Origin of the sequence: Streptomyces sp. NPDC001663 (assembly GCF_042893105.1) — a bacterium.
Lineage (GTDB): Bacteria > Actinomycetota > Actinomycetes > Streptomycetales > Streptomycetaceae > Streptomyces.
The window spans coordinates 141,081-167,036 of record NZ_JBIAUR010000023.1 but is presented as its reverse complement, the minus strand read 5'-3'; the positions used below and the strand labels follow the sequence as shown (position 1 = coordinate 167,036).

20 protein-coding genes are annotated in these 25,956 nt (G+C 70.1%); 12 read left to right on the top strand and 8 right to left on the bottom strand.

The genetic code is table 11. From position 1 onward, the window contains the following. The 5 genes from mtrB to ACFY1L_RS48680 all read left to right on the top strand — a co-directional run bounded on the left by mtrB (position 1) and on the right by ACFY1L_RS48680 (position 6,934). Positions 1 to 2,058 carry an MtrAB system histidine kinase MtrB gene (mtrB, locus tag ACFY1L_RS48700; protein WP_388840898.1) on the top strand — a complete coding sequence of 686 codons (2,058 nt, stop codon included), beginning with the start codon at positions 1 to 3 and terminating at the stop codon, positions 2,056 to 2,058. Next, the gene (locus ACFY1L_RS48695) at positions 2,048 to 3,883 is read left to right on the top strand and encodes an LpqB family beta-propeller domain-containing protein (protein WP_388840895.1); all 1,836 of its coding nucleotides are present in this window, start codon (positions 2,048 to 2,050) and stop codon (positions 3,881 to 3,883) included. The genes mtrB and ACFY1L_RS48695 overlap by 11 nt, the downstream gene beginning before the upstream one ends. A 119-nt stretch (positions 3,884 to 4,002) precedes the next feature. Next, complete coding sequence (locus ACFY1L_RS48690) at positions 4,003 to 4,980, top strand: ComF family protein (protein WP_388840892.1); 978 nt, start codon at positions 4,003 to 4,005, stop codon at positions 4,978 to 4,980. A 309-nt stretch (positions 4,981 to 5,289) separates the two neighbouring features. Beyond that, a complete protein-coding gene (hpf, locus tag ACFY1L_RS48685; RefSeq protein ID WP_388840890.1) occupies positions 5,290 to 5,982 on the top strand; it encodes a ribosome hibernation-promoting factor, HPF/YfiA family in 693 nt (230 codons plus the stop codon). 205 nt (positions 5,983 to 6,187) lie between these two features. Further along, positions 6,188 to 6,934: a response regulator gene (locus tag ACFY1L_RS48680; protein ID WP_388840887.1), complete on the top strand. Its 747-nt coding sequence runs from the start codon at positions 6,188 to 6,190 to the stop codon at positions 6,932 to 6,934. Between the two features lie 12 nt (positions 6,935 to 6,946). On the opposite strand, the gene ACFY1L_RS48675 is transcribed toward ACFY1L_RS48680, so the two are convergent. Both ACFY1L_RS48675 and ACFY1L_RS48670 read right to left on the bottom strand, forming a co-directional pair. Further along, a complete protein-coding gene (locus ACFY1L_RS48675; protein ID WP_388840884.1) occupies positions 6,947 to 8,131 on the bottom strand; it encodes a winged helix-turn-helix domain-containing protein in 1,185 nt (394 codons plus the stop codon). Positions 8,132 to 8,186: 55 nt separating this feature from the next. Continuing rightward, entirely contained in the window at positions 8,187 to 8,774 is a 588-nt protein-coding gene (locus tag ACFY1L_RS48670; protein WP_388840881.1) for a GNAT family N-acetyltransferase, read from the bottom strand. Positions 8,775 to 9,054: 280 nt separating this feature from the next. On the opposite strand from ACFY1L_RS48670, the gene secA reads away from it, so the two are divergent. Beyond that, the gene (gene secA, locus ACFY1L_RS48665) at positions 9,055 to 11,868 is read left to right on the top strand and encodes a preprotein translocase subunit SecA (protein WP_388840878.1); all 2,814 of its coding nucleotides are present in this window, start codon (positions 9,055 to 9,057) and stop codon (positions 11,866 to 11,868) included. A gap of 100 nt (positions 11,869 to 11,968) precedes the next feature. Here secA and ACFY1L_RS48660 read toward each other — a convergent pair whose 3' ends face one another. Beyond that, a complete protein-coding gene (locus ACFY1L_RS48660; RefSeq protein WP_388840875.1) occupies positions 11,969 to 12,610 on the bottom strand; it encodes an Rv3235 family protein in 642 nt (213 codons plus the stop codon). A 311-nt stretch (positions 12,611 to 12,921) separates the two neighbouring features. Between ACFY1L_RS48660 and ACFY1L_RS48655 the strand changes: the two genes are divergently transcribed. Beyond that, complete coding sequence (locus tag ACFY1L_RS48655; protein WP_388840872.1) at positions 12,922 to 13,437, top strand: DUF6912 family protein; 516 nt, start codon at positions 12,922 to 12,924, stop codon at positions 13,435 to 13,437. An 88-nt stretch (positions 13,438 to 13,525) separates the two neighbouring features. Continuing rightward, positions 13,526 to 14,191 (top strand): HAD family hydrolase, encoded by a 666-nt coding sequence (locus ACFY1L_RS48650; protein WP_388840869.1) that lies wholly within the window; start codon positions 13,526 to 13,528, stop codon positions 14,189 to 14,191. Between the two features lie 12 nt (positions 14,192 to 14,203). Here ACFY1L_RS48650 and ACFY1L_RS48645 read toward each other — a convergent pair whose 3' ends face one another. Further along, positions 14,204 to 14,770, bottom strand: a complete 567-nt coding sequence (locus ACFY1L_RS48645) for a DJ-1/PfpI family protein (RefSeq protein WP_388840866.1) — start codon at positions 14,768 to 14,770, stop codon at positions 14,204 to 14,206. 578 nt (positions 14,771 to 15,348) lie between these two features. Between ACFY1L_RS48645 and ACFY1L_RS48640 the strand changes: the two genes are divergently transcribed. Further along, the gene (locus ACFY1L_RS48640) at positions 15,349 to 20,295 is read left to right on the top strand and encodes an NAD-glutamate dehydrogenase (protein ID WP_388840863.1); all 4,947 of its coding nucleotides are present in this window, start codon (positions 15,349 to 15,351) and stop codon (positions 20,293 to 20,295) included. A 72-nt stretch (positions 20,296 to 20,367) separates the two neighbouring features. Here ACFY1L_RS48640 and ACFY1L_RS48635 read toward each other — a convergent pair whose 3' ends face one another. Together ACFY1L_RS48635 and ACFY1L_RS48630 are read right to left on the bottom strand one after the other, a co-directional pair. After that, the gene (locus ACFY1L_RS48635) at positions 20,368 to 21,222 is read right to left on the bottom strand and encodes an ABC transporter ATP-binding protein (RefSeq protein ID WP_388840935.1); all 855 of its coding nucleotides are present in this window, start codon (positions 21,220 to 21,222) and stop codon (positions 20,368 to 20,370) included. A gap of 40 nt (positions 21,223 to 21,262) precedes the next feature. Further along, positions 21,263 to 22,177, bottom strand: coding sequence for an ABC transporter permease (locus tag ACFY1L_RS48630; RefSeq protein ID WP_388840860.1), 915 nt, complete (start codon positions 22,175 to 22,177; stop codon positions 21,263 to 21,265). A gap of 262 nt (positions 22,178 to 22,439) precedes the next feature. On the opposite strand from ACFY1L_RS48630, the gene ACFY1L_RS48625 reads away from it, so the two are divergent. Together ACFY1L_RS48625 and ACFY1L_RS48620 are read left to right on the top strand one after the other, a co-directional pair. Next, the gene (locus ACFY1L_RS48625; protein ID WP_388840856.1) at positions 22,440 to 23,066 is read left to right on the top strand and encodes a TetR/AcrR family transcriptional regulator; all 627 of its coding nucleotides are present in this window, start codon (positions 22,440 to 22,442) and stop codon (positions 23,064 to 23,066) included. A 79-nt stretch (positions 23,067 to 23,145) separates the two neighbouring features. Beyond that, positions 23,146 to 23,790 (top strand): response regulator, encoded by a 645-nt coding sequence (locus ACFY1L_RS48620; RefSeq protein ID WP_388840853.1) that lies wholly within the window; start codon positions 23,146 to 23,148, stop codon positions 23,788 to 23,790. An 18-nt stretch (positions 23,791 to 23,808) separates the two neighbouring features. On the opposite strand, the gene ACFY1L_RS48615 is transcribed toward ACFY1L_RS48620, so the two are convergent. Beyond that, complete coding sequence (locus ACFY1L_RS48615; RefSeq protein ID WP_388840850.1) at positions 23,809 to 24,492, bottom strand: Crp/Fnr family transcriptional regulator; 684 nt, start codon at positions 24,490 to 24,492, stop codon at positions 23,809 to 23,811. A 134-nt stretch (positions 24,493 to 24,626) separates the two neighbouring features. On the opposite strand from ACFY1L_RS48615, the gene ACFY1L_RS48610 reads away from it, so the two are divergent. Beyond that, positions 24,627 to 24,902, top strand: a complete 276-nt coding sequence (locus ACFY1L_RS48610; RefSeq protein WP_388840847.1) for a YciI family protein — start codon at positions 24,627 to 24,629, stop codon at positions 24,900 to 24,902. 69 nt (positions 24,903 to 24,971) lie between these two features. On the opposite strand, the gene galE is transcribed toward ACFY1L_RS48610, so the two are convergent. Next, positions 24,972 to 25,952, bottom strand: a complete 981-nt coding sequence (gene galE, locus ACFY1L_RS48605) for a UDP-glucose 4-epimerase GalE (protein ID WP_388840845.1) — start codon at positions 25,950 to 25,952, stop codon at positions 24,972 to 24,974. Positions 25,953 to 25,956: the final 4 nt, after the last annotated feature.

The following is a 25,956-nucleotide window of genomic DNA, read 5'->3' as shown; positions in this document are numbered from 1 at the left end:
ATGACTGGTGACAGTGCCGCTTCGGCGAACGGGTCGGCAGGGGCCCGCGCGGGGCGGCCTGTCGGCCGGAAGACGGCGGGTGGCCGCTGGGGACGCCTGCTGGAGGGCGGGTTGCTGCAGGGCGGCGTCCAGGGCAGTCCGGTGCTGCGGTTGTTCATGCGCTGGGTGCGGCGGCCGCTGCTGCCCGTCATGCGGCTGTGGCGGCGCAACATTCAGCTCAAGGTCGTCGCCACGACCCTGTTGATGTCCTTGGGCGTCGTTCTGCTGCTCGGGTTCGTCGTCATCGGGCAGGTGCGCAACGGGCTGCTGGACGCCAAGGTGAAGGCCTCGCAGAGCCAGGCCACGGGCGGTTTCGCGGTGGCCAAGCAGAAGGCCGACGAAGCGGCCGCCGGGACCAGCGACGACGGCATCACGGTGGACGGCCGTCCCTCGCAGAACGTCATCCAGTGGATGAGTGACCTCGTGTCCTCGCTGTCCAGCGGTGGCCAGGGCGCCTTCGACGTGGTGACCCTGCCGGCGGGCGAGGACAGCGGCGGCGGGCGTGGCCCGCGTGCCTCCGGGGACGTCGACCCCTCCGCCAGCGTCCCCGAGGATCTGCGCGCGCAGATCAACGAGAGCACGGCGGCCGCCCAGAGCTACACCCGCATCATCTACAGCAACGACAAGGACTCCCAGCCCGCGCTGGTCATCGGCAAACAGGTCAACGACCCCAACGGCGACCCGTACCAGCTGTACTACCTCTTCCCGCTCACGCAGGAGGAGAAGTCGCTCAGCCTGGTCAAGGGCACGCTCGCGACCGCCGGGCTCTTCGTCGTCGTACTCCTCGGAGCCATCGCCTGGCTCGTGGTGCGGCAGGTCGTCACGCCCGTGCGGATGGCGGCCGGGATCGCCGAGCGGCTGTCCGCGGGGCGGCTGCAGGAACGTATGAAGGTCACCGGCGAGGACGACATCGCACGGCTCGGCGAGGCCTTCAACAAGATGGCGCAGAACCTGCAGCTGAAGATCCAGCAGCTGGAGGATCTGTCGCGGATGCAGCGGCGGTTCGTGTCGGACGTGTCGCACGAGCTGCGGACGCCGCTGACGACCGTACGGATGGCCGCGGACGTCATCCACGAGGCGCGCGAGGACTTCGACCCGATCACCGCGCGGTCGGCGGAGCTGCTCGCGGATCAGCTGGACCGGTTCGAGTCGCTGCTCGCGGACCTGCTGGAGATCAGCCGGTTCGACGCGGGTGCGGCGGCGCTGGAGGCGGAGCCGATAGACCTCAGGGAGGTCGTACGGCGGGTCGTCAGCGGGGCCGAGCCGCTCGCCGAGCGCAAGGGCACGCACATACGCGTGCTCGGCGACCAGCAGCCCGTCGTCGCCGAGGCGGACGCCCGGCGCGTGGAGCGGGTGCTGCGCAACCTCGTCGTCAACGCCGTGGAGCACGGCGAGGGCAAGGACGTCGTCGTCAAGCTCGCCTCGGCGGGCGGGGCGGTCGCGGTCGCGGTGCGCGACTACGGTGTCGGGCTCAAGCCCGGCGAGGCCACGCGCGTGTTCAGCCGCTTCTGGCGGGCAGACCCGGCACGCGCGCGTACCACGGGCGGTACGGGCCTCGGGCTGTCCATCGCCCTGGAGGACGCGCGGCTGCACGGCGGCTGGCTGCAGGCGTGGGGCGAGCCGGGCGGCGGTTCGCAGTTCCGGCTGACGCTGCCGCGGACCGCGGACGAGCCGCTGCGGGGCTCGCCGATACCGCTGGAGCCCAAGGACTCGCGGCGCAATCGTGGACTCAATGACGCCGGGCTGCCGCGCGGGGGCGGGGAGAAGGTCGCCACCGTGCCCGCACAGCCGGCGGGGGACCAGATACCGCAGATAGCCCCGAGGCTGAACGGTGCGACCCCCACCGCAGACCCGACGGCGCTGCCCGGCAGCGGCGCACGCGTCGTGCCGCGGCCCACCTCGGGCGCGTGGCGACAGGACGAGACGCCCACCGAGGGCGGGGCGGGGAGCGAGACCTCGAGCCCGGAGACCGGGTCGGAGGACTCGAAGAAGCATGGGGAGGCATTTCGTGGGCGCTGACCGCGAGGGGGATGCGCGGCGCAGACCGGTGCGCGCGGCGGCGTACGGCGCATGTGGTGTCGTACTGCTGGCAGGGTGCGCATCGATGCCCGACAGCGGAGATCTGCGCGGCGTCGACTCCACTCCGCGCCAGGACACCCAGGTACGGGTCTTCGCGATGCCGCCCCGGGAGGACGCCCAGCCCACCGAGATCGTGTCGGGCTTCCTCGAGGCGCTGACCAGCGACGACCCGAACTATTCGACGGCTCGTCAGTATCTGACGGGTACGGCGTCGAAGACGTGGAAGCCGGGGCTGGCCACCACGGTCCTCGCGGACGGACCAGGCACCGAGCAGGACCACTCGGGCGGTAGGGAGGACCCCGGCAACGTGTCCTTCACGCTGACCGGTGCCAGGGTCGCGCGCGTGGACGCGCACCAGTCGTACGCGCCTGCCAGCGGGCACTACACCGCGCTGGTGCACCTCACGAAGGACAAGAAGACCAAGCAGTGGCGCATCGACAGCCTTCCGCAGGGCGTCGTCATGGGGAAGTCGGACTTCCAGCGCAACTACATGTCGGTCAACAAGTACTACTTCGCCTCGAACGCCGCCGCGGGCACGACGACCCAGACGGCGGCCGTCGCCGATCCCGTGTATGTACGCCGGCGGGTGGACCCCATGACACAGATGGTGCGTTCCCTGCTCAACGGGCCCACGAACTGGCTCGATCCCGTGGTGCGGACGAGTTTTCCCACCGGTACGGCGCTGAAGAAGGGCATCACTGCGCTGACGCCCGACGACCAGAGCAAGCTGACCGTGCCGCTGAACGAGAGTGCCGCCCGGGTCGGGCAGACCCAATGCAACGAGATGGCGTCTCAGCTGCTGTTGACGCTGCAGAATCTCACCCCGGCAGTGGACGAGGTCGAGCTGCAGTCCGGCAGCAAGCGGTTGTGCTCGCTCAGCGGGGGCCGGGCCGACGACGCCGCCGCCCGCGCTTCGGTGGAGTCTCCCGGCTACCTGTACTTCATCGACGGCAAGCACCGGCTCGTACGGATCGCCGTCGACAGCAGGGGCACCAAGGCCGATCCAGTGCCCGGAGCGCTGGGCGAGGGCGCCAAGGAACTGCGCTCGGTGGCCGTCTCGCGCGACGAGGACACCGCGGCCGCGGTCGCCGGCGAAGGCAAAGACCTGTACGTCGCGTCGCTGGTGTCGGGCGGTTCGCTCGGGGACCCCGTGCTGACCAGCCAGGGCAAGACGGCGCAGGACCGGCTGACGGCGCCCAGCTGGGACGCCCACGGCGACCTCTGGGTGGCCGACCGCAACCCCGACGACCCCCGGCTGCTCCTGCTGGAAGAGGGCAAGGGCGAGCCGCTGGTGGTGCGGACTCCGGGCCTGGACGGCCGCGTCCAGGAGGTCCGGGTGGCCGCCGACGGGGTGCGGGTGGCGATGGTGGTGGCGAAGGGCGACAAGACGTCCCTGCTCATCGGGCGGATCGAGCGGCGGCAGGAGTCGGGCGAGGACCGGCCGACCGTGTCGGTGCTGGAACTGCGCTCCGCGACACCGGAGTTGGAGGACGTCACGACCATGTCATGGGCCGGGGACAGCCGGCTCGTGGTGGTCGGGCGCGAGCAGGGCGGCGTACAGACAATGCGGTACGTCCAGGTCGACGGCTCCACGCCGGAGGGGCCGGCGCCCGCGGCCCTCAGCGGGGTCAAGGAGATCACCGCGGCGGAGTCCGACGGGCTGCCGCTGGTGGCCTACTCGGAGGACGGGATCGTGCGGCTGCGGTCCGGGGCGCAGTGGCAGAAGGTGGTCGCGGACGGGGTCGCGCCGGTCTATCCGGGGTGAGTCCCGGGGGCCCGTTCTCTTGTCCGGGGTGAGCCCCTGGGGCGAGTCGTCCACAGGGAGTTCTCCAGAGTTTTCCACAGGGGTGGCCGGGGGGCTCCGGCGTTGGCACAGTGGTGGGCATGCGGGGGTGGTGGCAGGACCTCACCGACCTGGTGCTGCCGGCCGAGTGCGGAGGCTGCGGGAGGCCTCGCGCGGTGCTCTGCCCTGAGTGCCGTGCCGCCCTGAGCGGGGCCGCACCGAGCCGGGTGCGACCGGTGCCGGAGCCGCCCGGGCTGCCCGTGGTGCACGCGGCCGCCCGGTACGCCGACGAGGTGCGGGCCGTGCTGCTGGCCCACAAGGAACGGGGCGCACTGGCCCTCGCAGCACCGCTGGGCACGGCCCTGGCGGGGGCTGTGCGGGCGGGGCTGCAGGAGTCCGGGGCGCTGGGCCACGGGGGCACTTCGGCGGGGCTCAGGGACGTACAGGGCAGCGCGGTTGCGGGTGGCGACGGGCCGGTACTGCTCGTTCCCCTACCGTCCGCGCGGGCGGCGGTCCGGGCGCGGGGACACGATCCGGCGCGGCGGATCGCGCTTGCCGCTGCGGGCGAGTTGCGGCGCTCCGGGATCGCGGCGCAGGTGCTCTCCGTGCTGCGTCAGCGGCGTGCCGTGGCCGACCAGGCGGGGCTCAACTCCCGGCAGCGGATGGACAATCTCGCGGGCGCGCTTGCGGTGGCACCCGGCGGGGCAAGGCTGCTTCAAGGCGGACGGATCGTGCTCGTCGACGACCTGATGACGACCGGTGCGTCCCTGTCAGAGGCGGCTCGTGCCGTGCGGACGGCTGCGGCGGACGAGGGGACGGGAGCTTACGGGAGGAGGGCAGAGGAGGGCGTCGCGGATCGGCGGATGTCGGGGCCGGAATCGTACGGTGAGGCAACTACGGCCGTGTACGCGGCAACTGCTCGGGAAGGCACAGAGGAACCGATGGCTGGATCAGCGGACGAAGGGACCGGCCGTATGCACGTCGTGCCGGGAATGGCGGGTGCGGGGCGCGCGGGTGACCTGATCTGCGCAGCCGTGGTCGCAGCGTCGCCGGATGCTTTCGAAATAAACCGGAACTGACTGCGAACTTGCATCGTTGCAGGTAATGAGAGGACCAATTCACCTGAACGGAGGTACGCCGCGGTAGAGGGTGACGACATCCGTCCAGGCGAGATATGTTCGGTTGTGAGGGAAAGGCGCAGGCCATACCTCTCGTATCCGAATGCCGAGCTGCGGGTTTCTCACTATCACCCGCTCCGGTGGAGTGGAGATCTTGCCCGCGGGGGAGGAGGTGGAAGTCACCGAGTCCGAGGTTCCGGAGCACCGGAGCCTGGTGCAAAAGGGAGATGCTCCGCAGCGAGGCGGAGCGATCCGGGAACGGAGTTCTGCGTGGACATCGTCGTCAAGGGCCGCAAGACCGAGGTGCCCGAGCGGTTCCGCAAGCACGTGGCCGAGAAGCTGAAGCTGGAGAAGATCCAGAAGCTCGATGGCAAGGTGATCAGCCTCGACGTCGAGGTGTCCAAGGAGCCCAACCCCCGACAGGCCGACCGTTGTGACCGAGTGGAGATCACGCTCCGCTCCCGCGGTCCGGTGATCCGGGCGGAGGCAGCGGCCAGCGATCCGTACGCGGCGCTCGACCTGGCGGCGGAGAAGCTGGATGCCCGGCTGCGCAAGCAGCACGACAAGCGGTTCTCGCGGCGCGGCGCGCGCCGGATCTCGGCTGCCGAGGTCCCCGACCACGTCCCGGGCGCGGCGACGCTCAACGGGAACGGCCACCCGGTCCATGAGGAAGAGCCGGACGGCGTACCCACCAAGAAGATCGGCTCGCTGGAAGTAAAGGGCGAAGGCCCCCTCGTCGTCCGCGAGAAGACCCACGTCGCCTCCCCGATGACTCTCGACCAGGCCCTCTACGAGATGGAACTGGTCGGCCACGACTTCTATCTCTTCGTCGACTCCGAGACGAAGGAACCGAGTGTCGTCTACCGGCGGCACGCCTACGACTACGGCGTCATTCACCTCAGCACCGACCCGATGGTCGCGCAGGCGCAGTCTCCCGCGCCGGGCGGCACGCTGGGTGGCTGACGCACGCGACTGACGGATGAGCCTGTGCCCCTGGAGCGCCTGTGCGCCCCCAGGGGCACCGGTGTGCAACCACTTCGCGCCCCGCTCTGTCACCGCGTTGTCGTCCGGGCATGGAATCATGGCCGCAATGGCCCAATCGGTGGGCCGTTGCCTTGGGTTGGCGATGGCGCAGCACCACAGGCCACAGCCTTCAGGGGGAGGAACGATGGCGGACAGCTTCGGACCGATGCAGGAGGGGGATGCCGACGGCGGCGTCGTCGGCATGGGCCCGGACGCGGGCACTCCACGCAAGGAGCCGATCAGAGTCCTTGTCGTGGACGACCACGCCCTCTTCCGCCGTGGCCTGGAGATCGTGCTCGCGGCCGAGGAGGACATCCAGGTCGTCGGGGAGGCCGGGGACGGCGCGGAGGCCGTCGACAAGGCCGCCGACCTGCTGCCGGACATCGTCCTGATGGACGTGCGGATGCCGAAGCGGGGCGGGATCGAGGCGTGCACCTCCATCAAGGAGGTCGCCCCCAGCGCGAAGATCATCATGCTGACGATCAGCGACGAGGAGGCCGACCTCTACGACGCGATCAAGGCGGGTGCGACCGGTTATCTCCTCAAAGAGATCTCCACGGACGAGGTGGCCACCGCCATTCGCGCCGTCGCCGACGGCCAGTCGCAGATCAGTCCTTCCATGGCGTCGAAGCTGCTCACCGAGTTCAAGTCGATGATCCAGCGCACGGACGAGCGCCGACTGGTGCCGGCCCCGCGGTTGACCGACCGCGAGCTGGAGGTCCTCAAGCTCGTCGCCACGGGAATGAACAACCGCGACATCGCCAAGGAGTTGTTCATCTCCGAGAACACCGTGAAGAACCACGTGCGCAACATCCTGGAGAAGCTGCAGCTGCACTCCAGGATGGAGGCCGTGGTGTACGCGATGCGGGAGAAGATCCTCGAGATCCGCTGACCGCGACGTCGGTCAACGGAGGGCGGCGACCAGTGCTCGGGTCACCTCCTTGGTGAGCGGCTCGTGCAGCTCCGGGGCGTCCACGCGCTCCACGCGTACGCTCGTGCAGTTCACCCAGCTCGCCGCCTCGACCAGCGCCTCCGCCACGGCCGGGACGACCTTCGCGCTGTCCAGGGTGACCTGCTTGGCGACCAGGGTGCTGCCCTCGCGGGCCGGGTCCACGCGGCCGACCAGGCGGCCGCCGGCGAGGACCGGCATCGCGAAGTAGCCGTAGACCCGCTTCGGCTTGGGGACGTAGGCCTCCAGGCGATGGGTGAAGCCGAAGATCCGCTCCGTGCGCGCCCGCTCCCAGATCAGGGAGTCGAAGGGGGACAGCAGTGTGGTGCGGTGGCGGCCGCGCGGGGGCGTCTCCACGGCCGCGGGGTCGGCCCAGGCCGGCTTGCCCCAGCCCTCGACCGTCACAGGGACCAGGCCCGAGTCGGCGATCACCGCGTCGACCTGTTCGCCCTTGAGACGGTGGTAGTCGGCGATGTCCGCCCGCGTGCCGACGCCCAGGGACTGGCCCGCCAGGCGGACGAGACGGCGCAGGCACTCGGTGTCGTCCAGCTCGTCGTGCAGCAGCGCGTCCGGGATCGCGCGCTCGGCCAGGTCGTAGACCCGCTTCCAGCCGCGGCGCTCCACGCACACCACCTCGCCGTACATCAGCGCGCGCTCGACGGCGACCTTGGCGCCGGACCAGTCCCACCACTCGCTGGTGCGCTTCGCGCCGCCCAACTCCGTGGCCGTGAGCGGGCCTTCGGCTCGGAGCTGCTTGATGACCTGGTCGTAGGCGCCGTCGGGGAGCTCGTGGTTCCAGTGCGGGCGGCCCCGGTAGGCGCGGCGGCGGAAGGCGAAGTGCGGCCACTCCTCGACGGGCAGGATGCACGCCGCGTGGGACCAGTACTCGAAGGCGTGAGTCTCCGTCCAGTAGGCGTCCTCGACCGTCCTGCGACCCACCGAGCCGAGGCGGGCGTACGGGATGAGCTCGTGGGAGCGGGCGAGGACCGAGATCGTGTCGAGCTGGACCGCGCCGAGGTGGCGCAGGACGCCGCGGACACCGCCCTTGCGGTCGGGGGCGCCGAGGAAACCCTGGGCGCGAAGGGCGATGCGGCGGGCCTCGTCCGCCGAGAGGTCGGTGGTGGGACGCGGGGTCGTCATGGTCCGCACGATAGAAGGTGCCACTGACAACGCCAGCTGACCTGCGGATTCGCAGCTAGGCGCCCGAAGTTGGGGCAGGGGCGGGGAGATACGGCGCCGTCGACGGCAGCTCCAGGTCCGAGGGCAGGAGCGAGCCCACCCAGCAGTCCCGCCGTACGCCCTTGTTGTTGATCGCGGAGCGCAGCGTGCCCTCGATGATGAAGCCCGCCCGCTCCGCCACGGCACGGGAGCCGTTGTTGCCCACTTCGGCGCGCCATTCGACGCGGTCGATCGACAGATGGATGAAGGCCCACCGCGAGGCGGCGACAACGGCCTCGGTGGTGTAGCCGTGACCGCGGTGCTCCTTCGTGCCCCAGAAGCCGACCTCGGCCGAGCCCAGGGAACGCATGGTGAAGCTGAGCATGCCCACCAACTCCTCCCCTTCGGGGAGGAAGACGCCGAACGTGAACATGGAGCCGGCCGCCCAGCCGTCGGGGACCAGCTGCTCCGTGAAGCTCTGCGCGTGTTCGGGGAGATAGGGCGAGGGGATCGTCGTCCAGCGCTGGATGTCGGGGTCCTGGGCGGCGGCGTACACGGCGTCGGTGTCCTCGGGGCCGACCGTGCGCAGAAGGAGGCGGGCGGTCGTGAGCGTCACGGGTTCCATCTGCCGATTCTCCTTGGCATGTCGGACGGCACGCCATGTTTTGCCGTGTGTGAGCGCGTGATCACAATTCGCGTAATTCGTCGGCGGTGCGCGGCACCATCCGCGGGGCCCGACCGTTGTCCCCTTTGAAGAAGATTTGAAGCGGTGTGCGAAGCAGTCGGCGGTCGTCGTCCCGGCAGGCCTCCCGGCTTGGCGGTGTCCTCGCATACGATGGCCGTTGCTCAGTAAGTCAAATGGAAACCGACCGTCCCAGGCCCGACCGGCAAGGAGACCAACCCCCGTGTCCGTCCTCTCGAAGATCATGCGTGCAGGCGAAGGCAAAATCCTGCGCAAGCTGCACCGCATCGCGGACCAGGTCAACTCCATCGAAGAGGACTTCGTCGACCTCTCCGACGCCGAGCTGCGGGCCCTCACCGATGAGTACAAGCAGCGCTACGCCGACGGCGAGAGTCTGGACGACCTGCTTCCCGAAGCGTTCGCCACCGTGCGCGAGGCGGCCAAGCGTGTCCTCGGACAGCGTCACTACGACGTCCAGATGATGGGTGGCGCGGCCCTCCACCTCGGCTATGTCGCCGAGATGAAGACCGGTGAGGGCAAGACCCTGGTCGGCACCCTGCCCGCGTATCTGAACGCCCTTTCCGGAGACGGCGTTCACCTCATCACGGTCAACGACTACCTGGCCGAGCGCGACTCCGAGATGATGGGCCGCGTCCACAAGTTCCTTGGCCTGAGCGTCGGCTGCATCCTCGCCAACATGACGCCGGCCGAGCGCCGCCAGCAGTACGAGTGCGACATCACGTACGGCACGAACAACGAGTTCGGCTTCGACTACCTCCGCGACAACATGGCGTGGTCGAAGGACGAACTGGTGCAGCGCGGCCACAACTTCGCCATCGTCGACGAGGTCGACTCCATCCTCGTCGACGAGGCCCGTACGCCGCTGATCATCTCCGGCCCGGCCGACCAGGCCACCAAGTGGTACGGCGACTTCGCCAAGCTGGTCACGCGCCTGAAGAAGGGCGAGGCCGGCAACCCGCTCAAGGGCGTCGAGGAGACCGGCGACTACGACGTCGACGAGAAGAAGCGCACGGTCGCCATCCACGAGTCGGGCGTCAGCAAGGTCGAGGACTGGCTGGGCATCGACAACCTCTACGAGTCGGTCAACACGCCGCTGGTGGGCTACCTGAACAACGCCATCAAGGCCAAGGAGCTCTTCAAGAAGGACAAGGACTACGTCGTCATCGACGGCGAAGTCATGATCGTCGACGAGCACACCGGCCGTATCCTCGCCGGCCGCCGCTACAACGAGGGCATGCACCAGGCGATCGAGGCGAAGGAAGGGGTGGACATCAAGGACGAGAACCAGACGCTCGCCACGATCACCCTGCAGAACTTCTTCCGCCTCTACGGCAAGCTCTCCGGCATGACCGGTACGGCGATGACCGAGGCCGCCGAGTTCCACCAGATCTACAAGCTCGGCGTCGTCCCGATCCCGACCAACAAGCCGATGATCCGCAAGGACCAGTCGGACCTGATCTACCGCACCGAGGTGGCCAAGTTCGAGGCGGTCGTCGACGACATCGCCGAGAAGCACGAGAAGGGCCAGCCGATCCTCGTCGGTACGACGTCGGTCGAGAAGTCCGAATACCTCTCGCAGCAGCTCTCCAAGCGCGGTATCCAGCACGAGGTGCTGAACGCGAAGCAGCACGACCGCGAGGCGACGATCGTCGCCCAGGCCGGCCGTAAGGGCGCCGTCACCGTGGCCACCAACATGGCCGGACGTGGTACGGACATCAAGCTCGGCGGCAACCCCGACGACCTCGCCGAGGCCGAGCTGCGTCAGCGCGGCCTCGACCCCGAGGAGCACATCGAGGAGTGGGCCCAGTACCTGCCCGCCGCCCTGGAGCGTGCCGAGAAGGCGGTGAAGGCCGAGTTCGAGGAGGTCAAGGACCTCGGCGGGCTCTACGTCCTGGGTACCGAGCGGCACGAGTCGCGCCGTATCGACAACCAGCTGCGCGGTCGTTCCGGCCGTCAGGGCGACCCCGGTGAGTCCCGCTTCTACCTCTCGCTCGGCGACGACCTGATGCGGCTCTTCAAGGCCCAGATGGTCGAGCGAGTGATGTCGATGGCGAACGTCCCGGACGACGTGCCGATCGAGAACAAGATGGTCACGCGCGCGATCGCGTCCGCCCAGTCGCAGGTCGAGCAGCAGAACTTCGAGACCCGTAAGAACGTCCTGAAGTACGACGAGGTCCTCAACCGCCAGCGCGAGGTCATCTACGGCGAGCGGCGCCGCGTCCTGGAGGGCGAGGACCTGCAGGAGCAGGTCGTGCACTTCATGGACGACACGATCGACGCGTACATCGCCGCGGAGACCGCCGAGGGTTTCGCGGAGGACTGGGACCTCGACCGGCTGTGGGGCGCCTTCAAGCAGCTGTACCCGGTGAAGATCACCATCGAGGAGCTGGAGGAGGCGGCCGGCGACCGGGCCGGTCTGACCGCCGAGTTCATCTCCGAGTCCATCAAGGACGACATCCACGAGCAGTACGAGTCCCGCGAGGCGCAGCTCGGCTCCGAGATCATGCGTGAGCTGGAGCGCCGGGTCGTGCTGTCGGTCCTGGACCGCAAGTGGCGCGAGCACCTCTACGAGATGGACTACCTCCAGGAGGGCATCGGCCTGCGCGCGATGGCGCAGAAGGACCCGCTGGTCGAGTACCAGCGCGAGGGCTTCGACATGTTCACCGCCATGATGGAGGGCATCAAGGAGGAGTCCGTCGGCTACCTGTTCAACCTGGAGGTCCAGGTCGAGCAGCAGGTCGAGGAGGTCCCCGTCGAGGACGCCGAGCCGGTCGACCTGGGCAAGCAGGACGCGGTGCCGGCGCAGGCGGGTGCGCGTCCGGAGATCCGCGCCAAGGGGCTCGACGCCCCGCAGCGCCGGAACCTCCACTTCTCCGCGCCGACCGTGGACGGCGAGGGCGGCACCATCGAGGGCGACTTCGTGGGTGACGAGGAGCCGGTGCGCTCCGAGGCCGACGGCCTCACGCGCGCGGAGCGGCGCAAGCAGTCCCGGAGCGGGCGCCGCCGCAAGAAGTAGGCCGCGAGCAGGCACGTGACGGTGCCTGCGGCGCCCGTAGCGGATCGAAGGGCCGGGTCACCGAGGGTGGCCCGGCCCTTCGGCGTGTGCGGCCAGGGGGCTACTCGTCGGTGGCGCGTGGCGGGCGGGCGCCGCCCAGTTCCACCGCGGTGCAGCGCCAGCGGAGGTCGTGGCCCCGTTCCAGGCGGAAGGCCATGGCGCGCAGCTGGTCGCCGGCGCCGATGCGGGCGAAGGCCTCGACGGCTCCGGGGCGCGGGACGCAGTAGCCGATGTCGCGGACGACCGGGCGGGCACCGTGGGTGCGCAGGGGCCCGCGCTCGGCGAGCCAGGCCAGTTCGTCGTAAGCGCGGCCCACGGTGTGCCGGAGCATCGAGTGGACGGGGCGCTGACCGCTCAGGACCGCGACCAGGAGGTCGGCGAAGACGTCGGTGGGCCGGGGCTGGGGGACGAGTGTGCGGAGCGCCTGAGAGGGAGGGGGCGGGCTGGTCCGGCGGTCGGCGACGGTGGCCGCCGCGCTCCTGGCCGGAGCTGCGGCGACCGTCGACGGCCGGTTGTCGGCGGGCTTCGTGACCGCCGGGACGCCGCTGCCCCGGGACCTCGGCGGGCGGCCGCCGCCCGGTGCCGTACGGGCCGGGGTGCCGCCCGGGGTGCGGGGCGGGGCACCGCCGGGGCGGCGGGAGTCGCGGCGGGCCGGAGGACGGCTGCTCGACTGGTGCTGCGCCCTGGTCATGACCTTGTGCATCGCATGTCCCCGTTCGGTCGGCCCGGCGATACCGGGCAGTAACTTGGCGATGGGGATCTTGTACGGGGCCATGGGCAGCGGCGGCAAGCAAGCGGGGCCCGGGTCGGGGAGGCCGGAATGTTCACCTATCAGGGTGATGGAGGAGGCCTGTGACCTGGGGATCACGGGGATGCCGCGGGTGAATTCCCGGGTCCGGAGTTGACGCCTCCGGGCGTGTGGGCGGGGACTCGAAAGGGGACGCCACACGTATCCTGAAGGCCCTCCGGGAGCCGCGGCAGCGCCCCGGCCACCGACCACGAAAGCGGCCAGCCATGCGTGTCTACGTCCCCCTGACCCTCTCCGGTCTCGCCGAGGCGTACAAGACGGGAGAGCTGGGGACCGGGCCGCTCGTCGCGTACGCCGTTACGCCCGCGCTGCGCGAGTGGTACCTCTCCGACGACATCGAGGAGCTGGAGTACGCGGCCCTGAACCGCGCCGCCCTGGCCTCGCTGCGGCTGCTGGCCGCGGACCCCGGCGCGGCGCGGCGCCGGGTCGTCGTCGCCGTCGACGTCCCCGACAGTGCGGCCGCCGCCGACCCCGACCGGGGCCTCGACCCGGCCGCGCTCGGCGAGGTGCGGGTGACCGGGACCGTACGGCTGGCCAAGGCCGCCGCCGTGCACGTCGACCTCGAGGACGCGGAGGCGGACGTGGCCACCGCGGCCGGGGCGCTCGAGGCGGCGGACCGCGGGGACGACGACGCACAGTTCCTGGTGGACGGGGCCGAGGACCACGAGTTGCTGTGGTACGCGACGCAGGAGATCCCCAACCTGGTCGGGCTCGAGGACTGAACCCGCGGTTGGCCCTGCTCCTGCCCGCTCAATGTCCGGCTGACCTGCGATTCTCTTGATTGTCAGTGGCGGCGGGTACGTTTTTGGCATGGGGAAGCAGACAGGGGCGCACATCGTCTGGGACTGGAACGGCACGCTGTTCCACGACAACGACGCGATCATCGGGGCGACGAACGCGGCGTTCGCCGAGCTGGGCCTGGCGCCGATCACGATGGAGCAGTACCGGTCGCTGTACTGCGTGCCGGTGCCGAAGTTCTACGAGCGACTGCTCGGCCGGCTGCCGACGGACGCCGAGTGGGAGGTCATGGACGAGACCTTCCACCGGTACTACGCCGAGCACCGGGTTGCGTGCGGGCTCACCGCGGGGGCGACGGAGCTGCTCGCGGGGTGGCGGTCGGCGGGGCGCAGCCAGTCGATCCTCAGCATGTACGTGCACGACGAACTCGTCCCGCTGGTGCGCGGGTTCGGGATAGAGGCGCACTTCATACGCGTCGACGGGCGGACCGGGCCGTCTGGAGGCAGCAAGGCCGAGCACATGGTGCGGCACCTCGCCTCGCTCGCCGGGGTGGATCCGGCTCGCACGGTGGTCATAGGCGACGCCGCCGATGACGCGGTGGCCGCGCGGCACGTGGGAGCGCGGGCCGTGCTGTACACCGGCGGGTCGCACGGCCGGGCCAGCCTCGAAGCGGTGGGTGTACCGGTGGTGGACACGCTCGTGGAGGCGGTTGCCGAGGCGGAGCGGTTGGCTGCGTAGGAGGCTGCGCGGTTACGTCACCGGCGCCTTCGCCCTCAGCACTGTCAGGAACTCCCGCATCCACGCCGAGTGGTCCGGCCAGGCGCGGGACGAGACCAGGGTGCCGTCGACCACCGCCTCGGCGTCCTGGAAGCTGGCGCCGGCGGCCTGCATGTCCGGTTCGAGTGCGGGATACGCCGTGACGCGGCGGCCGCGGAGGCTGTCGATCGCGGCGGTGAGGAGGGGGCCGTGGCAGATCTGGGCGACGGGCTTGTCCGCGTCGAAGAAGGACTTGAGGATCTTGCGCAGTTCGGGGTCGTTGCGCAGGTACTCGGGGGCGCGGCCGCCGGGGATGACGAGGGCGGCGTACTGACCGGGGTCGACCTCGGCGAAGGCGAGGTCGGCGGGCCAGGTGTAGCCGGGCTTCTCGGTGTAGGTGTCGAAGCCGGGTTCGAAGTCGTGGACGACGAACTGGAGCTTCTTGCGGGCGGGGGCCGCGATATGGACCTCGTAGCCCTCCTCGCGGAGGCGCTGGTAGGGGTACAGGACCTCGAGTGACTCTGCTGCGTCGCCGGTGATGATGAGGATTTTCGCGGTCATTGTGGGCGGCTCCCCTCGGGCGGGCGTGCGCTGTCATGGGCAACGTGCCTCGTGGAGGGTGGCCTTGCCAAGAGGTCAGGGCGTTTTCGAGCAAAGGGGGATCAAATGGAGGACAGGATTCGGCGACCCGCACGACGGCGGGGTGTGTGCCCCTGTGCAGAGTGTCAAAGTTCCACCCCTGGATTTGTACACATACGGCTCATGACGGGCCCCCCGTACTGAGCGATAGCCTTGTGGCGTGATCAGCGCGATATCTCGCGGGGGCGCTGTTGCCCCTGCCCTGCGCCCGGTGAGCACGGACCACCTCCGTGACCGGGCGGCAGTCGCTGGTCTTCGCGGGCGGGACGGGGTCGCAAGGACCCCGAGGACGCCGCACACACCCCGGAAGCACACGTTGCAGAGAGCAGCGTCACATCCCGTGGGCGCGTCGGAAATGGCTGATAACCCCCCGCTCATCTCGCCTTGCGGCATAGCGTCGGAGCAGACCGGAGAACCCGGGCCGTGGCGACGAGCCGCAGGGGAAGAGACCGTACTTCCTTCTACGTCACGCAACGGCGCGCGACAGGAGCCAGAGGACAATGCAGACCAAGCTGGACGAAGCCAAGGCCGAGTTGCTCGAGAGGGCTGCTCGGGTAGCTGAGAACAGCCCGGTCGGGGGGCACCTACCGACTGGGACGACGGACGAGAGCACGCCCGACCGGGACACCGTGCTCGCGTTCCTCCAGCGTTACTACCTGCACACCGCCCCGGAGGACCTCACCGGCCGCGACCCGGTCGACATCTTCGGAGCCGCTCTCTCCCACTACCGGCTGGCCGAGAACCGGCCACAGGGCACGGCCAACGTCCGGGTCCACACGCCCACGGTGGAGGAGAACGGGTGGACGTGCAGCCACTCCGTAGTCGAGGTCGTCACCGACGACATGCCCTTCCTCGTCGACTCCGTGACGAACGAGCTCACGCGGCAGGGACGCGGCATCCACGTCGTCATCCACCCGCAGATCGTCGTCCGCCGGGACGTCACCGGCAGGCTCATCGAGGTGCTCGGCGCACACACGGGCGGCGAGCTGCCGCACGACGCGCACACCGAGTCCTGGATCCACGTCGAGATCGACCGTGAGACCGACCGCGGTGACCTCAAGCAGATCACCGCCGACCTGCTGCGCGTCCTGTCCGACGTCCGCGAGGCCGTCGAGGACTGGGACAAGATGCGGGACGCGGCGATCCGCATGGCCGACGAGCTGCCCCAGGAGCCGGTCGCCACCGACCTGCGCGAGCAGGACATCGAGGAGGCCCGCGAGCTGCTGCGCTGGCTGGCCGCCGACCACTTCACCTTCCTCGGCTACCGCGAGTACAGCCTGCGCGACGACGACTCCCTGGCCGCCGTGCCCGGCACCGGCCTCGGCATCCTGCGCTCCGACCCGCACCACGCCGGCGACGAGAGCCACCCGGTCAGCCCGTCCTTCGAGCGGCTGCCCGCCGACGCGCGTGCCAAGGCGCGCGAGCACAAGCTCCTCGTCCTGACCAAGGCGAACAGCCGGGCCACCGTGCACCGGCCGTCGTATCTGGACTACATCGGCGTCAAGAAGTTCGACGAGCAGGGCAATGTCGTCGGTGAGCGGCGCTTCCTCGGTCTGTTCTCCTCCGCCGCGTACACCGAGTCCGTCCGCCGGGTTCCGGTCATCCGCCGCAAGGTCGAGGAGGTCCTGGAGCGCGCCGGCTTCTCGCCCAACAGCCACGACGGGCGCGACCTGCTGCAGATCCTGGAGACGTACCCGCGCGACGAGCTCTTCCAGACGCCCGCCGACGAGCTCGAGTCCATCGCCACGTCCGTCCTGTACCTGCAGGAGCGGCGCCGGCTGCGGCTCTACCTGCGCCAGGACGAGTACGGGCGCTACTACTCCGCCCTCGTCTACCTCCCGCGCGACCGCTACACCACCGGCGTCCGGCTCAGGATCATCGACATCCTGAAGGAGGAACTCGGCGGCATCAGCGTCGACTTCACGGCCTGGAACACCGAGTCGATCCTGTCCCGGCTGCACTTCGTGGTCCGGGTCCCGCAGGGCACCGAGCTGCCGCAGCTGTCCGACGCCGACAAGGAGCGCATCGAGGCCCGTCTCGTCGAGGCCGCGCGCTCCTGGGCCGACGGTTTCGCCGAGGCGCTGAACGCCGAGTGCGGCGAGGAGCGCGCCGCCGAGCTGCTGCGCCGGTACAACAACGCCTTCCCCGAGGGCTACAAGGCGGACCACACACCGCGTTCCGCGGTCGCCGACCTCGTCCACCTGGAAGAGCTCACCGAGGCGCAGGCCCACGGCGGCAAGGACTTCTCCCTCAGCCTGTACGAGCCGGTGGGCGCCGCGCCCGAGGAACGCCGGTTCAAGATCTACCGCAAGGGCGACGCCGTCTCGCTGTCGGCGGTGCTGCCGGTGCTCAACCGGCTCGGCGTCGAGGTCATGGACGAGCGGCCGTACGAGCTGCGCTGCTCGGACCGCACCACCGCCTGGATCTACGACTTCGGCCTGCGCATGCCCAGGTCGCAGAACGGCGGCGGCGACTACCTCGGCGACGACGGCCGCGAGCGCTTCCAGGAGGCCTTCTCCGCCACCTGGACCGGCAAGGCGGAGAACGACGGCTTCAACGCCCTCGTGCTGAGCGCCGGGCTCGACTGGCGTCAGGCGACGGTGTTGCGGGCGTACGCCAAGTACCTGCGGCAGGCGGGCTCCACCTTCTCGCAGGACTACATGGAGGACACCCTCCGCAACAACGTCCACACCACCCGGCTGCTTGTCTCCCTGTTCGAGGCGCGGATGTCGCCGGACCGCCAGCGCGCGGGCCACGAGATCGTCGACGCCCTCCTCGAAGAGGTCGACGCGGCCCTCGACCAGGTCGCGAGCCTCGACGAGGACCGGATCCTGCGATCCTTCCTGACCGTCATCAAGGCGACCCTCCGTACGAACTTCTTCCAGGAGGCGGCGGGCGGCAAGCCGCACGCGTACGTGTCCATGAAGTTCGACCCGCAGGCGATCCCCGACCTGCCGGCGCCGCGCCCGGCGTACGAGATCTGGGTGTACTCGCCGCGCGTCGAGGGCGTGCACCTGCGCTTCGGCAAGGTCGCGCGAGGAGGTCTGCGCTGGTCCGACCGGCGTGAGGACTTCCGGACCGAGATCCTCGGCCTGGTCAAGGCGCAGATGGTGAAGAACACCGTCATCGTGCCGGTCGGCGCCAAGGGCGGCTTCGTGGCCAAGCAGCTGCCGGACCCGAGCGTGGACCGCGACGCCTGGCTGGCCGAGGGCGTCGCCAGCTACAAGACGTTCATCTCGGCGCTGCTCGACATCACCGACAACATGGTCGCGGGAGAAGTCGTGCCCCCGGCCGACGTCGTACGGCACGACGAGGACGACACCTACCTCGTCGTCGCCGCCGACAAGGGCACCGCGACCTTCTCCGACATCGCCAACGGCGTCGCGGAGACGTACAACTTCTGGCTCGGCGACGCCTTCGCCTCCGGCGGCAGTGCGGGCTACGACCACAAGGGCATGGGCATCACCGCCCGCGGCGCCTGGGAGTCCGTCAAGCGGCACTTCCGGGAGCTGGGTGTCGACACGCAGACCGAGGACTTCACCGTCGTCGGCATCGGCGACATGTCCGGCGACGTGTTCGGCAACGGCATGCTGCTGAGTGAGCACATCCGGCTGGTCGCCGCCTTCGACCACCGGCACATCTTCATCGACCCGAACCCGGTCGCGGAGACGTCGTACGCCGAGCGCCGTCGCATCTTCGAGCTGCCGCGTTCGAGTTGGGCCGACTACAACACCGAGCTCATCTCGGCCGGCGGCGGCGTGTTCCCGCGTACGGCCAAGGCCATCCAGCTCAACTCGCACATCCGCGAGGCCCTCGGTATCGAGGGCAAGGTCTCCAAGATGACTCCGGCCGACCTGATGAAGGCCATCCTGCAGGCGCCGGTGGACCTGCTGTGGAACGGCGGCATCGGTACGTATGTGAAGGCCAGCACGGAGACACAGGCGGACGTCGGCGACAAGGCCAACGACCCGATCCGCGTCGACGGGGCCGACCTGCGCGTCAGTGTCGTCGGCGAGGGCGGCAACCTGGGTCTGACCCAGCTCGGCCGGATCGAGTTCGCCCTGCACGGCGGCAAGATCAACACGGACGCCATCGACAACAGCGCGGGCGTGGACACCTCCGACCACGAGGTGAACATCAAGATCCTGCTCAACGGCCTGGTCACCGACGGCGACATGACCGTCAAGCAGCGCAACAAGCTGCTGGCCGAGATGACCGACGAGGTCGGCCGCCTGGTCCTGCGCAACAACTACGCGCAGAACACGGCGATCGCCAACGCGCTGGCCCAGTCCAAGGACATGCTCCACGCCCAGCAGCGCTACATGCGCCACCTGGTGCGCGCGGGCCACCTGGACAGGGCGCTGGAGTTCCTCCCCACCGACCGCCAGATCCGCGAACGCCTGGGCGCGGGCCAGGGCCTCACCAGCCCGGAGACGGCCGTCCTGCTGGCGTACACGAAGATCACGGTCGCCGACGAGCTGCTGCACACCTCGCTGCCCGACGACCCGTACCTGCGCACCCTGCTGCACGCGTACTTCCCGTCGGCGCTGAGCGAGCAGTTCTCCGACCGCATCGACGGCCACCCGCTGCGCCGCGAGATCACGACGACCGTCCTGGTCAACGACACGGTCAACACGGGCGGTACGACGTATCTGCACCGGCTGCGCGAGGAGACCGGCGCCTCGCTGGAGGAGATCGTCAGGGCGCAGACCGCGGCCCGCGCGATCTTCCGGTCGGCGCCGGTGTGGGACGCGGTGGAGGCCCTCGACAACCAGGTCGAGGCCGCCGTCCTGACCCGTATCCGCCTGCACTCCCGCCGTCTGGTCGAGCGCGGCACGCGCTGGCTGCTCAACAACCGGCCGCAGCCGCTGCAGCTCGCCGAGACCGTCGACTTCTTCGCCGAGCGCGTCGAGCAGGTCTGGCAGCAACTGCCGAAGCTGCTGCGCGGCGCGGACCTCGAGTGGTGGCAGCAGATCTACGACGAGCTGACCGGCCCCGGCGTCCCGGACGAAGTCGCCACGCGCGTGGCCGGGTTCTCCTCCGCGTTCCCGGCGCTGGACATCGTCTCGGTGGCCGACCGCATGGGCCGGGACCCGATGGACGTCGCCGATGTCTACTACGACCTCGCCGACCGGCTGCACATCACCCAGCTCATGGACCGCATCATCGAGCTGCCCCGCGCCGATCGCTGGCAGTCCATGGCCCGCGCCTCCATCCGCGAGGACCTGTACGCGGCCCACGCCGCGCTGACCGCCGACGTCCTGGCGGTGGGCAACGGCACCTCGACCCCGGAGCAGCGCTTCAAGGCGTGGGAGGAGAAGAACGCCGCGATCCTGGGCCGGGCGCGCACGACCCTGGAGGAGATCCAGGGCTCGGAGACGTTCGACCTTGCCAACCTGTCGGTGGCGATGCGGACGATGCGCACGCTGCTGCGGACGCACTCGTGAGCATGTAGGCACTACGACGACGAGGGCGCCCCGAGCAGAACAGCTCGGGGCGCCCTCGTCGTCGTAGGAACGTCAGGAGGCGACCGCCACCTTCGGCTTGGGCTTGACCTTGTCGGTCTTGTCGCCGGTGAAGGCCTCGTACTCCTTCATGACGTCCTCGGTCGGGCCGTCCATGCGCAGCTCGCCGCGCTCCAGCCACAGCACCCGTTCGCAGGTGTCGCGGATCGACTTGTTGTTGTGGCTGACCAGGAACACCGTGCCCGCGTGCTTGCGCAGTTCGCGGATCCGCTCCTCGGACCGCTTCTGGAAGGACCGGTCGCCGGTGGCGAGCGCCTCGTCGATGAGGAGTACGTCGTGGTCCTTGGCGGCGGCGATGGAGAAGCGGAGGCGGGCGCCCATGCCGGAGGAGTACGTCCGCATGGGGAGGGTGATGAAGTCGCCCTTCTCGTTGATGCCGGAGAAGTCGACGATGTCCTGGTAGCGCTCCCTGACCTCCTCGCGGGACATGCCCATCGCGAGGCCGCCCAGGTAGACGTTCTTCTCGCCGGTCAGGTCGCCCATCAGGGCCGCGTTGACGCCGAGGAGGGAGGGCTGGCCGTCGGTGTAGATGCTGCCGTTCTCCACCGGCAGCAGGCCCGCGACCGCCTTGAGCAGGGTCGACTTGCCGGAGCCGTTGGTGCCGATCAGGCCGATGGCCTCGCCCTTGTACGCCACGAAGGAGACGTTCTTGACGGCATGCACCTTGCGCACGCCCGCCGCCTTCTCGGCCTGCCCCCGGCGCAGCATGCGGTTGAGCGCGGCGGTCGCGGAGCCGCGTCCGGCGCCGGTGCCGTTGACCCGGTAGACGATGTCGACGCCGTCGCAGACGACGGTGGGGATCAGCTCGCCGGGGAGTGCGTCGGCGGGCTCGGGGAACGCGTCGGAGATCACGTCGGTGAACTCGTTGCTGTACTCGTCGTTGGTGTACTCAGCCACGGCCGTACGTCTCCTCAGCCTTCCAGAAGTAGATGAAGCCGCCGACGCCCGCGAGCAGGGCCCAGCCGGTCGCAGCCGCCCACACGTGCGGGGGCAGCTGGCTGGAGTGGAAGCTGTCGATCAGCGCGTAGCGCATGAGGTCGATGTAGACGGCGGCCGGGTTGGTCTGCAGGGCGATCGTCAGCCAGTGGGGCAGGTGGTCGCCCTTGGTCAGCTTGTCGATGCTCCACATCACGCCGGAGACGTACATCCAGGTGCGCAGCACGAACGGCATCAGCTGGGCGATGTCGGGGGTCTTCGCGCCCATCCGCGCCATGACCAGCGAGACGCCGGCGTTGAACGTGAACTGCAGGACCAGGGCCGGGAGGGCCAGCACCCAGGAGACCGCGACCGGTACGCCGAAGCAGAGCAGGATGACGATCAGTGCGGCCATCGAGAACAGCAGTTGCTGCAGCTGCTGGAGGCAGAACGAGATCGGAAGTGCGGCCCGCGGGAAGTGCAGTGCCCGCACGAGGCCGAGGTTGCCGGAGATCGCGCGGGTGCCCGCCATGATCGAGCTCTGGGTGAACGTCCAGATGAAGACGCCCGTGACGAGGAACGGGATGTAGTCCGGCACGTGCCGCTTGGTGCCCAGCAGGACGCCGAAGATGAAGTAGTACACCGCCGCGTTCAGCAGCGGGGTCATGACCTGCCAGACCTGGCCGAGCTTCGCCTGGCTGTACTGCGCGGTGAGCTTGGCCGTGGCGAACGCCGTGATGAAGTGGCGCCGCTCCCACAGCTGGCGGACGTATTCCGGCAGCGTGGGGCGGGCGCCGCTGACCGAGAGGCCGTGGCGGGCGGCGAGGGCCGCGAGGTCGTCGTCGGCCGGGGCCGGCGACGGGGGCGGTGTGTGGAGGACCTGGCTCACATCCGCTGCTTTCGCTCGGGGGAGGGGGGTGCTGGCGTCCGGCCCGTCGGCCGGCCGGTCCGTTGCCCCACGTTTCCTTACGCTTCTCTTCACGTTCTCTTACGTCGGGACGGGACCGTATCGTCGCAACGGGAGCGTAGGCCGATTCGGCGTCGGAACGCAACCGTTTCGTCGTGACGTCTTCCACGGGGTGAGACCGTTTCGTTGTGACCTGGTGCGTGGGGACGGGACCGTATCGTCGCAACGCCCTATGCTGGTCCGCATGACGACGAACGCCGAGGAGCCCCAGACGCGTCCGCGCCGCCGGACCCCGGCCGGGGCGGCCGTACTCCGGGAGGATGTGACGGAAGCCATCCGGGCGGCCGTCTTCGAGGAGCTCGCGGCCGTCGGCTATGCGCGGATGTCGATCGAGGGGATCGCGCGCCGGGCGGGCGTCGGCAAGACGGCGGTGTACCGGCGCTGGAAGTCCAAGCTGCACCTGGTGCTCGACGTCGTCTCGGCGATCGCGGTGATGGGCCTGCCGACGCCCGACACCGGCTCCCTGGAGGGCGACCTGCGCCTGCTGTACGAGGTGACGTCGCGCGCGCTGCGCCACCCCGTGGCCTCGCAGATCATCCCGGATCTCCAGGCCGAGGCGGCCCGCAACCCCGAGATCGCCGAGGCCATGCAGAAGACCCTGCGGGAGGGGCAGGAGGGTGTCGCGAGCAAGATCATCGTGGCCGCGGAGCAACGGGGCGAGGTCCGTGCCGGGCTCAACGAGGAACTGGCCCTGGACCTGATCTCGGGCCCGCTGTACTGGCGCTCGGTGGTGATCCGCAGCCCGAAGCTGCCGAAGGGGTACCTGCCCGCCCTGGCCCGTGCCACCGCGGAGGCCCTCAAGGCGCTGTGAGTATGCTGCGGTCCCCGGCCGCCGGCGGCCGAAAGTGCGTCGCCGTGCGTGCGGTGACCGGAGTTGAGGCGGAACTGCCGTGAGAGTCGTGATCGCCGAGGACAACGCCCTGTTGCGCGAGGGGCTCGTCCTGCTGCTGACGTCCGCCGGACACGAGGTCGTGGCCGTCGCCGGCACCGGGCCCGAGGTGCTCCCCGCTCTCCTGGAACACCGCCCCGACGCCGCCGTCCTCGATGTGCGCATGCCGCCCGGCTTCCGGGACGAGGGCCTGCGCGCGGCCCTGGAGGCACGCGCACAGATTCCCGGGCTGCCGGTGCTGGTGCTCTCGCAGTACGTCGAGGAGTCGTACGCCGCCGAGCTGTTGACCGGTGGTGCGAACGGGCTCGGCTATCTGCTCAAGGACCGGGTCGGCCGGGTCGACGAGTTCCTCGACGCGCTGGAGCGGGTCGCCGCCGGCGGTACGGCGCTGGACCCCGAGGTCGTCACCGAGCTCCTCACCCGCCGCAAGGACTCCCCGCTCGACTCGCTCACGCCCCGCGAGAGCGAGGTGCTGAAGCTGATGGCCGAGGGGCACGACAACGCGACGATCGCCAAGACGCTCGTCGTCACCGAGCGGGCGGTCCACAAGCACATCGGCAACGTCTTCCTCAAGCTGGGCCTGCCGCCGAGCGACAGCGGCCACCGGCGGGTGCTGGCCGTGCTGACGTATCTGAACAACCGGTAGCCGAGGCGTTGTTCGCGGTCAGCGGGCGTCCGGTGCGGCGCGCAGGGCGAGGAGTTCGGGAGCGAGCACCTCGATCCGGCCACCCTCGGCCGGCCCGATCAGGCCGTCGCGGCGGAGGCGGGACAGGGCGCGGTTGACCGTGACGCGGGTGACGCCGAGCAGGTCGGCGAGTTCGTTCTGCCCGCCGGGCAGAGGCGCGCGCCCGTCGGCGGCGGCCGCCTCCAGCAGCCAGGCCGCGAGCCGCGCCTCGCACGGCAGGGTGACCGCGTCCGTCAGGCGTTGCTGCTGGGTGCGGGCCTGGGCGGCGAGGAGGCGCAGCACGTGCGCGCGCACGGCGGCCGAGTCGTCCAGCAGTGCCATGAACCGGGCGCGCGGTACGGCCCTTACGGCGCACGGCGTGAGTGCGGTGAACGTCCCTGTGTGGCCCGCCCGGTCGAGCAGCGCGACCTTGTCCAGGGCGCAGGGTCCGTCCCACGCACCGAACCGCACCACGCGACCGCCTGCTGCCGTGGCCGACGCCGCCGTAGCGCCGTCCAGGAGCACGAGCAGGTGGTCGGCGGGGGTGCCCTGGGTGCGGAGCAACTCTCCGGTGTCGTAGCGGCGGGGGACGGACACCTGCCAAAGGCGCTGCAGGTCGGGGTCCGGGAGTGCGGAGAAGAGGGGGACGTCGCGCAGCCGCTGCCAGGCGTCTCCGCCGTCCATGCAGCCACCTCCTCCCTGCCGGCCGGCTGTCTGTATCGGCCGATACAGCACCGGGATCGCGCCGAGCCTAGTCTCGTGGCCGCCACCCCGAGCAGAGCCGACCGGGATGACGCACAAGACGGAAGGAACTTCCCGTGCTCGTAGTCGAATTGGCCTTCACCCCCACCCCTGAGCGCCTCGCCACCCGCCCCGCCCACCGCGAGACCCTCGCCCGGCTGCACGCCGACGGTGAGCTGGCCGCGGCAGGACCCTGGGCCGACGACGACGGCGCCCTCCTGGTGTTCGCCGTGAACCGCGGCCGACTGGAGGAGCTCCTGGACGCCGACCCGTACTACCGGCGCACGCCTGGGGTGGAGGTGCGCTCGGTGCGCGCGTGGACGCCGGTCGTTGGGGTGCTTCAGCCGTTCTGATCGTGCTTGACCGGGCCCAGGGCGCCGTCGAGGCGGTGGGGCGGTGCGAGGTCGTCCATCCCGCGCAGGCTAGTCGCGTGCCGCCTCCGGATGCAGTCGTACCCAGCCCTGCCAGGCGGAGGTGATCATGTCCTGGACGTCGTGTTTGGCCTTCCAGGCCAGTTCGGTGGCGGCTCGGTCGGCGGAGGCCACGACACGGGCCGGGTCGCCGGGGCGGCGGGGGGTGACCGTCGGGGGGCGGTCGTAGCCGGTGATGGCGTTGATGCGGTCGATCATCTCGCGGACCGAGACGCCTTCCCCGCGGCCGATGTTGAGGGTGAGGCTGTGGCCGGGGGACGACTGGAGGGCGCGGGCTGCCGCGACATGCGCGTCGGCCAGGTCCACGACGTGGATGTAGTCCCGTACGCAGGTGCCGTCGGGGGTCTCGTAGTCGTCGCCGAAGATGCGCGGGGGAGCGTTCTCGGTGAGCTTCTCGAAGACCATGGGGACGAGGTTGAAGACGCCGACGTCCGCGAGCTCGGGGGCCGCCGCGCCCGCCACGTTGAAGTAGCGGAGGGAGGCGGTGGCCAGGCCCGTCGCGCGGCCCGTCGCCCGGACCAGCCACTCGCCGGCCAGCTTCGTCTCGCCGTACGGGGACATGGGGATGCAGGGGGTCTCCTCCGTCACCAGGTCCACGTCCGGCATGCCGTACACCGCGGCGGAGGACGAGAACACGAAGGACGGGACGCCGGCCGCCGTCACAGCCTCCAGCAGGACGCGCAGGCCCTCGACGTTCTCCCGGTAGTAGTGCAGGGGCAGGTCCATCGACTCGCCCACCTGCTTCTTCGCCGCCAGATGTACGACTCCGGTGACGCCGTGGTCCGCGAGCGCGCGCCCGACCCGCTCGCCGTCCAGCGTCGAACCGACCACCAGCGGCACGCCTTCCGGCACGCGCTCGGCGATGCCGGTCGAGAGGTCGTCGAACACCACGGCCCGCTCGCCCGCCTCGGTCATCGCCCGTACGACGTGCGCCCCGATGTAACCGGCGCCGCCGGTGATCAGCCAGGTCATGTGT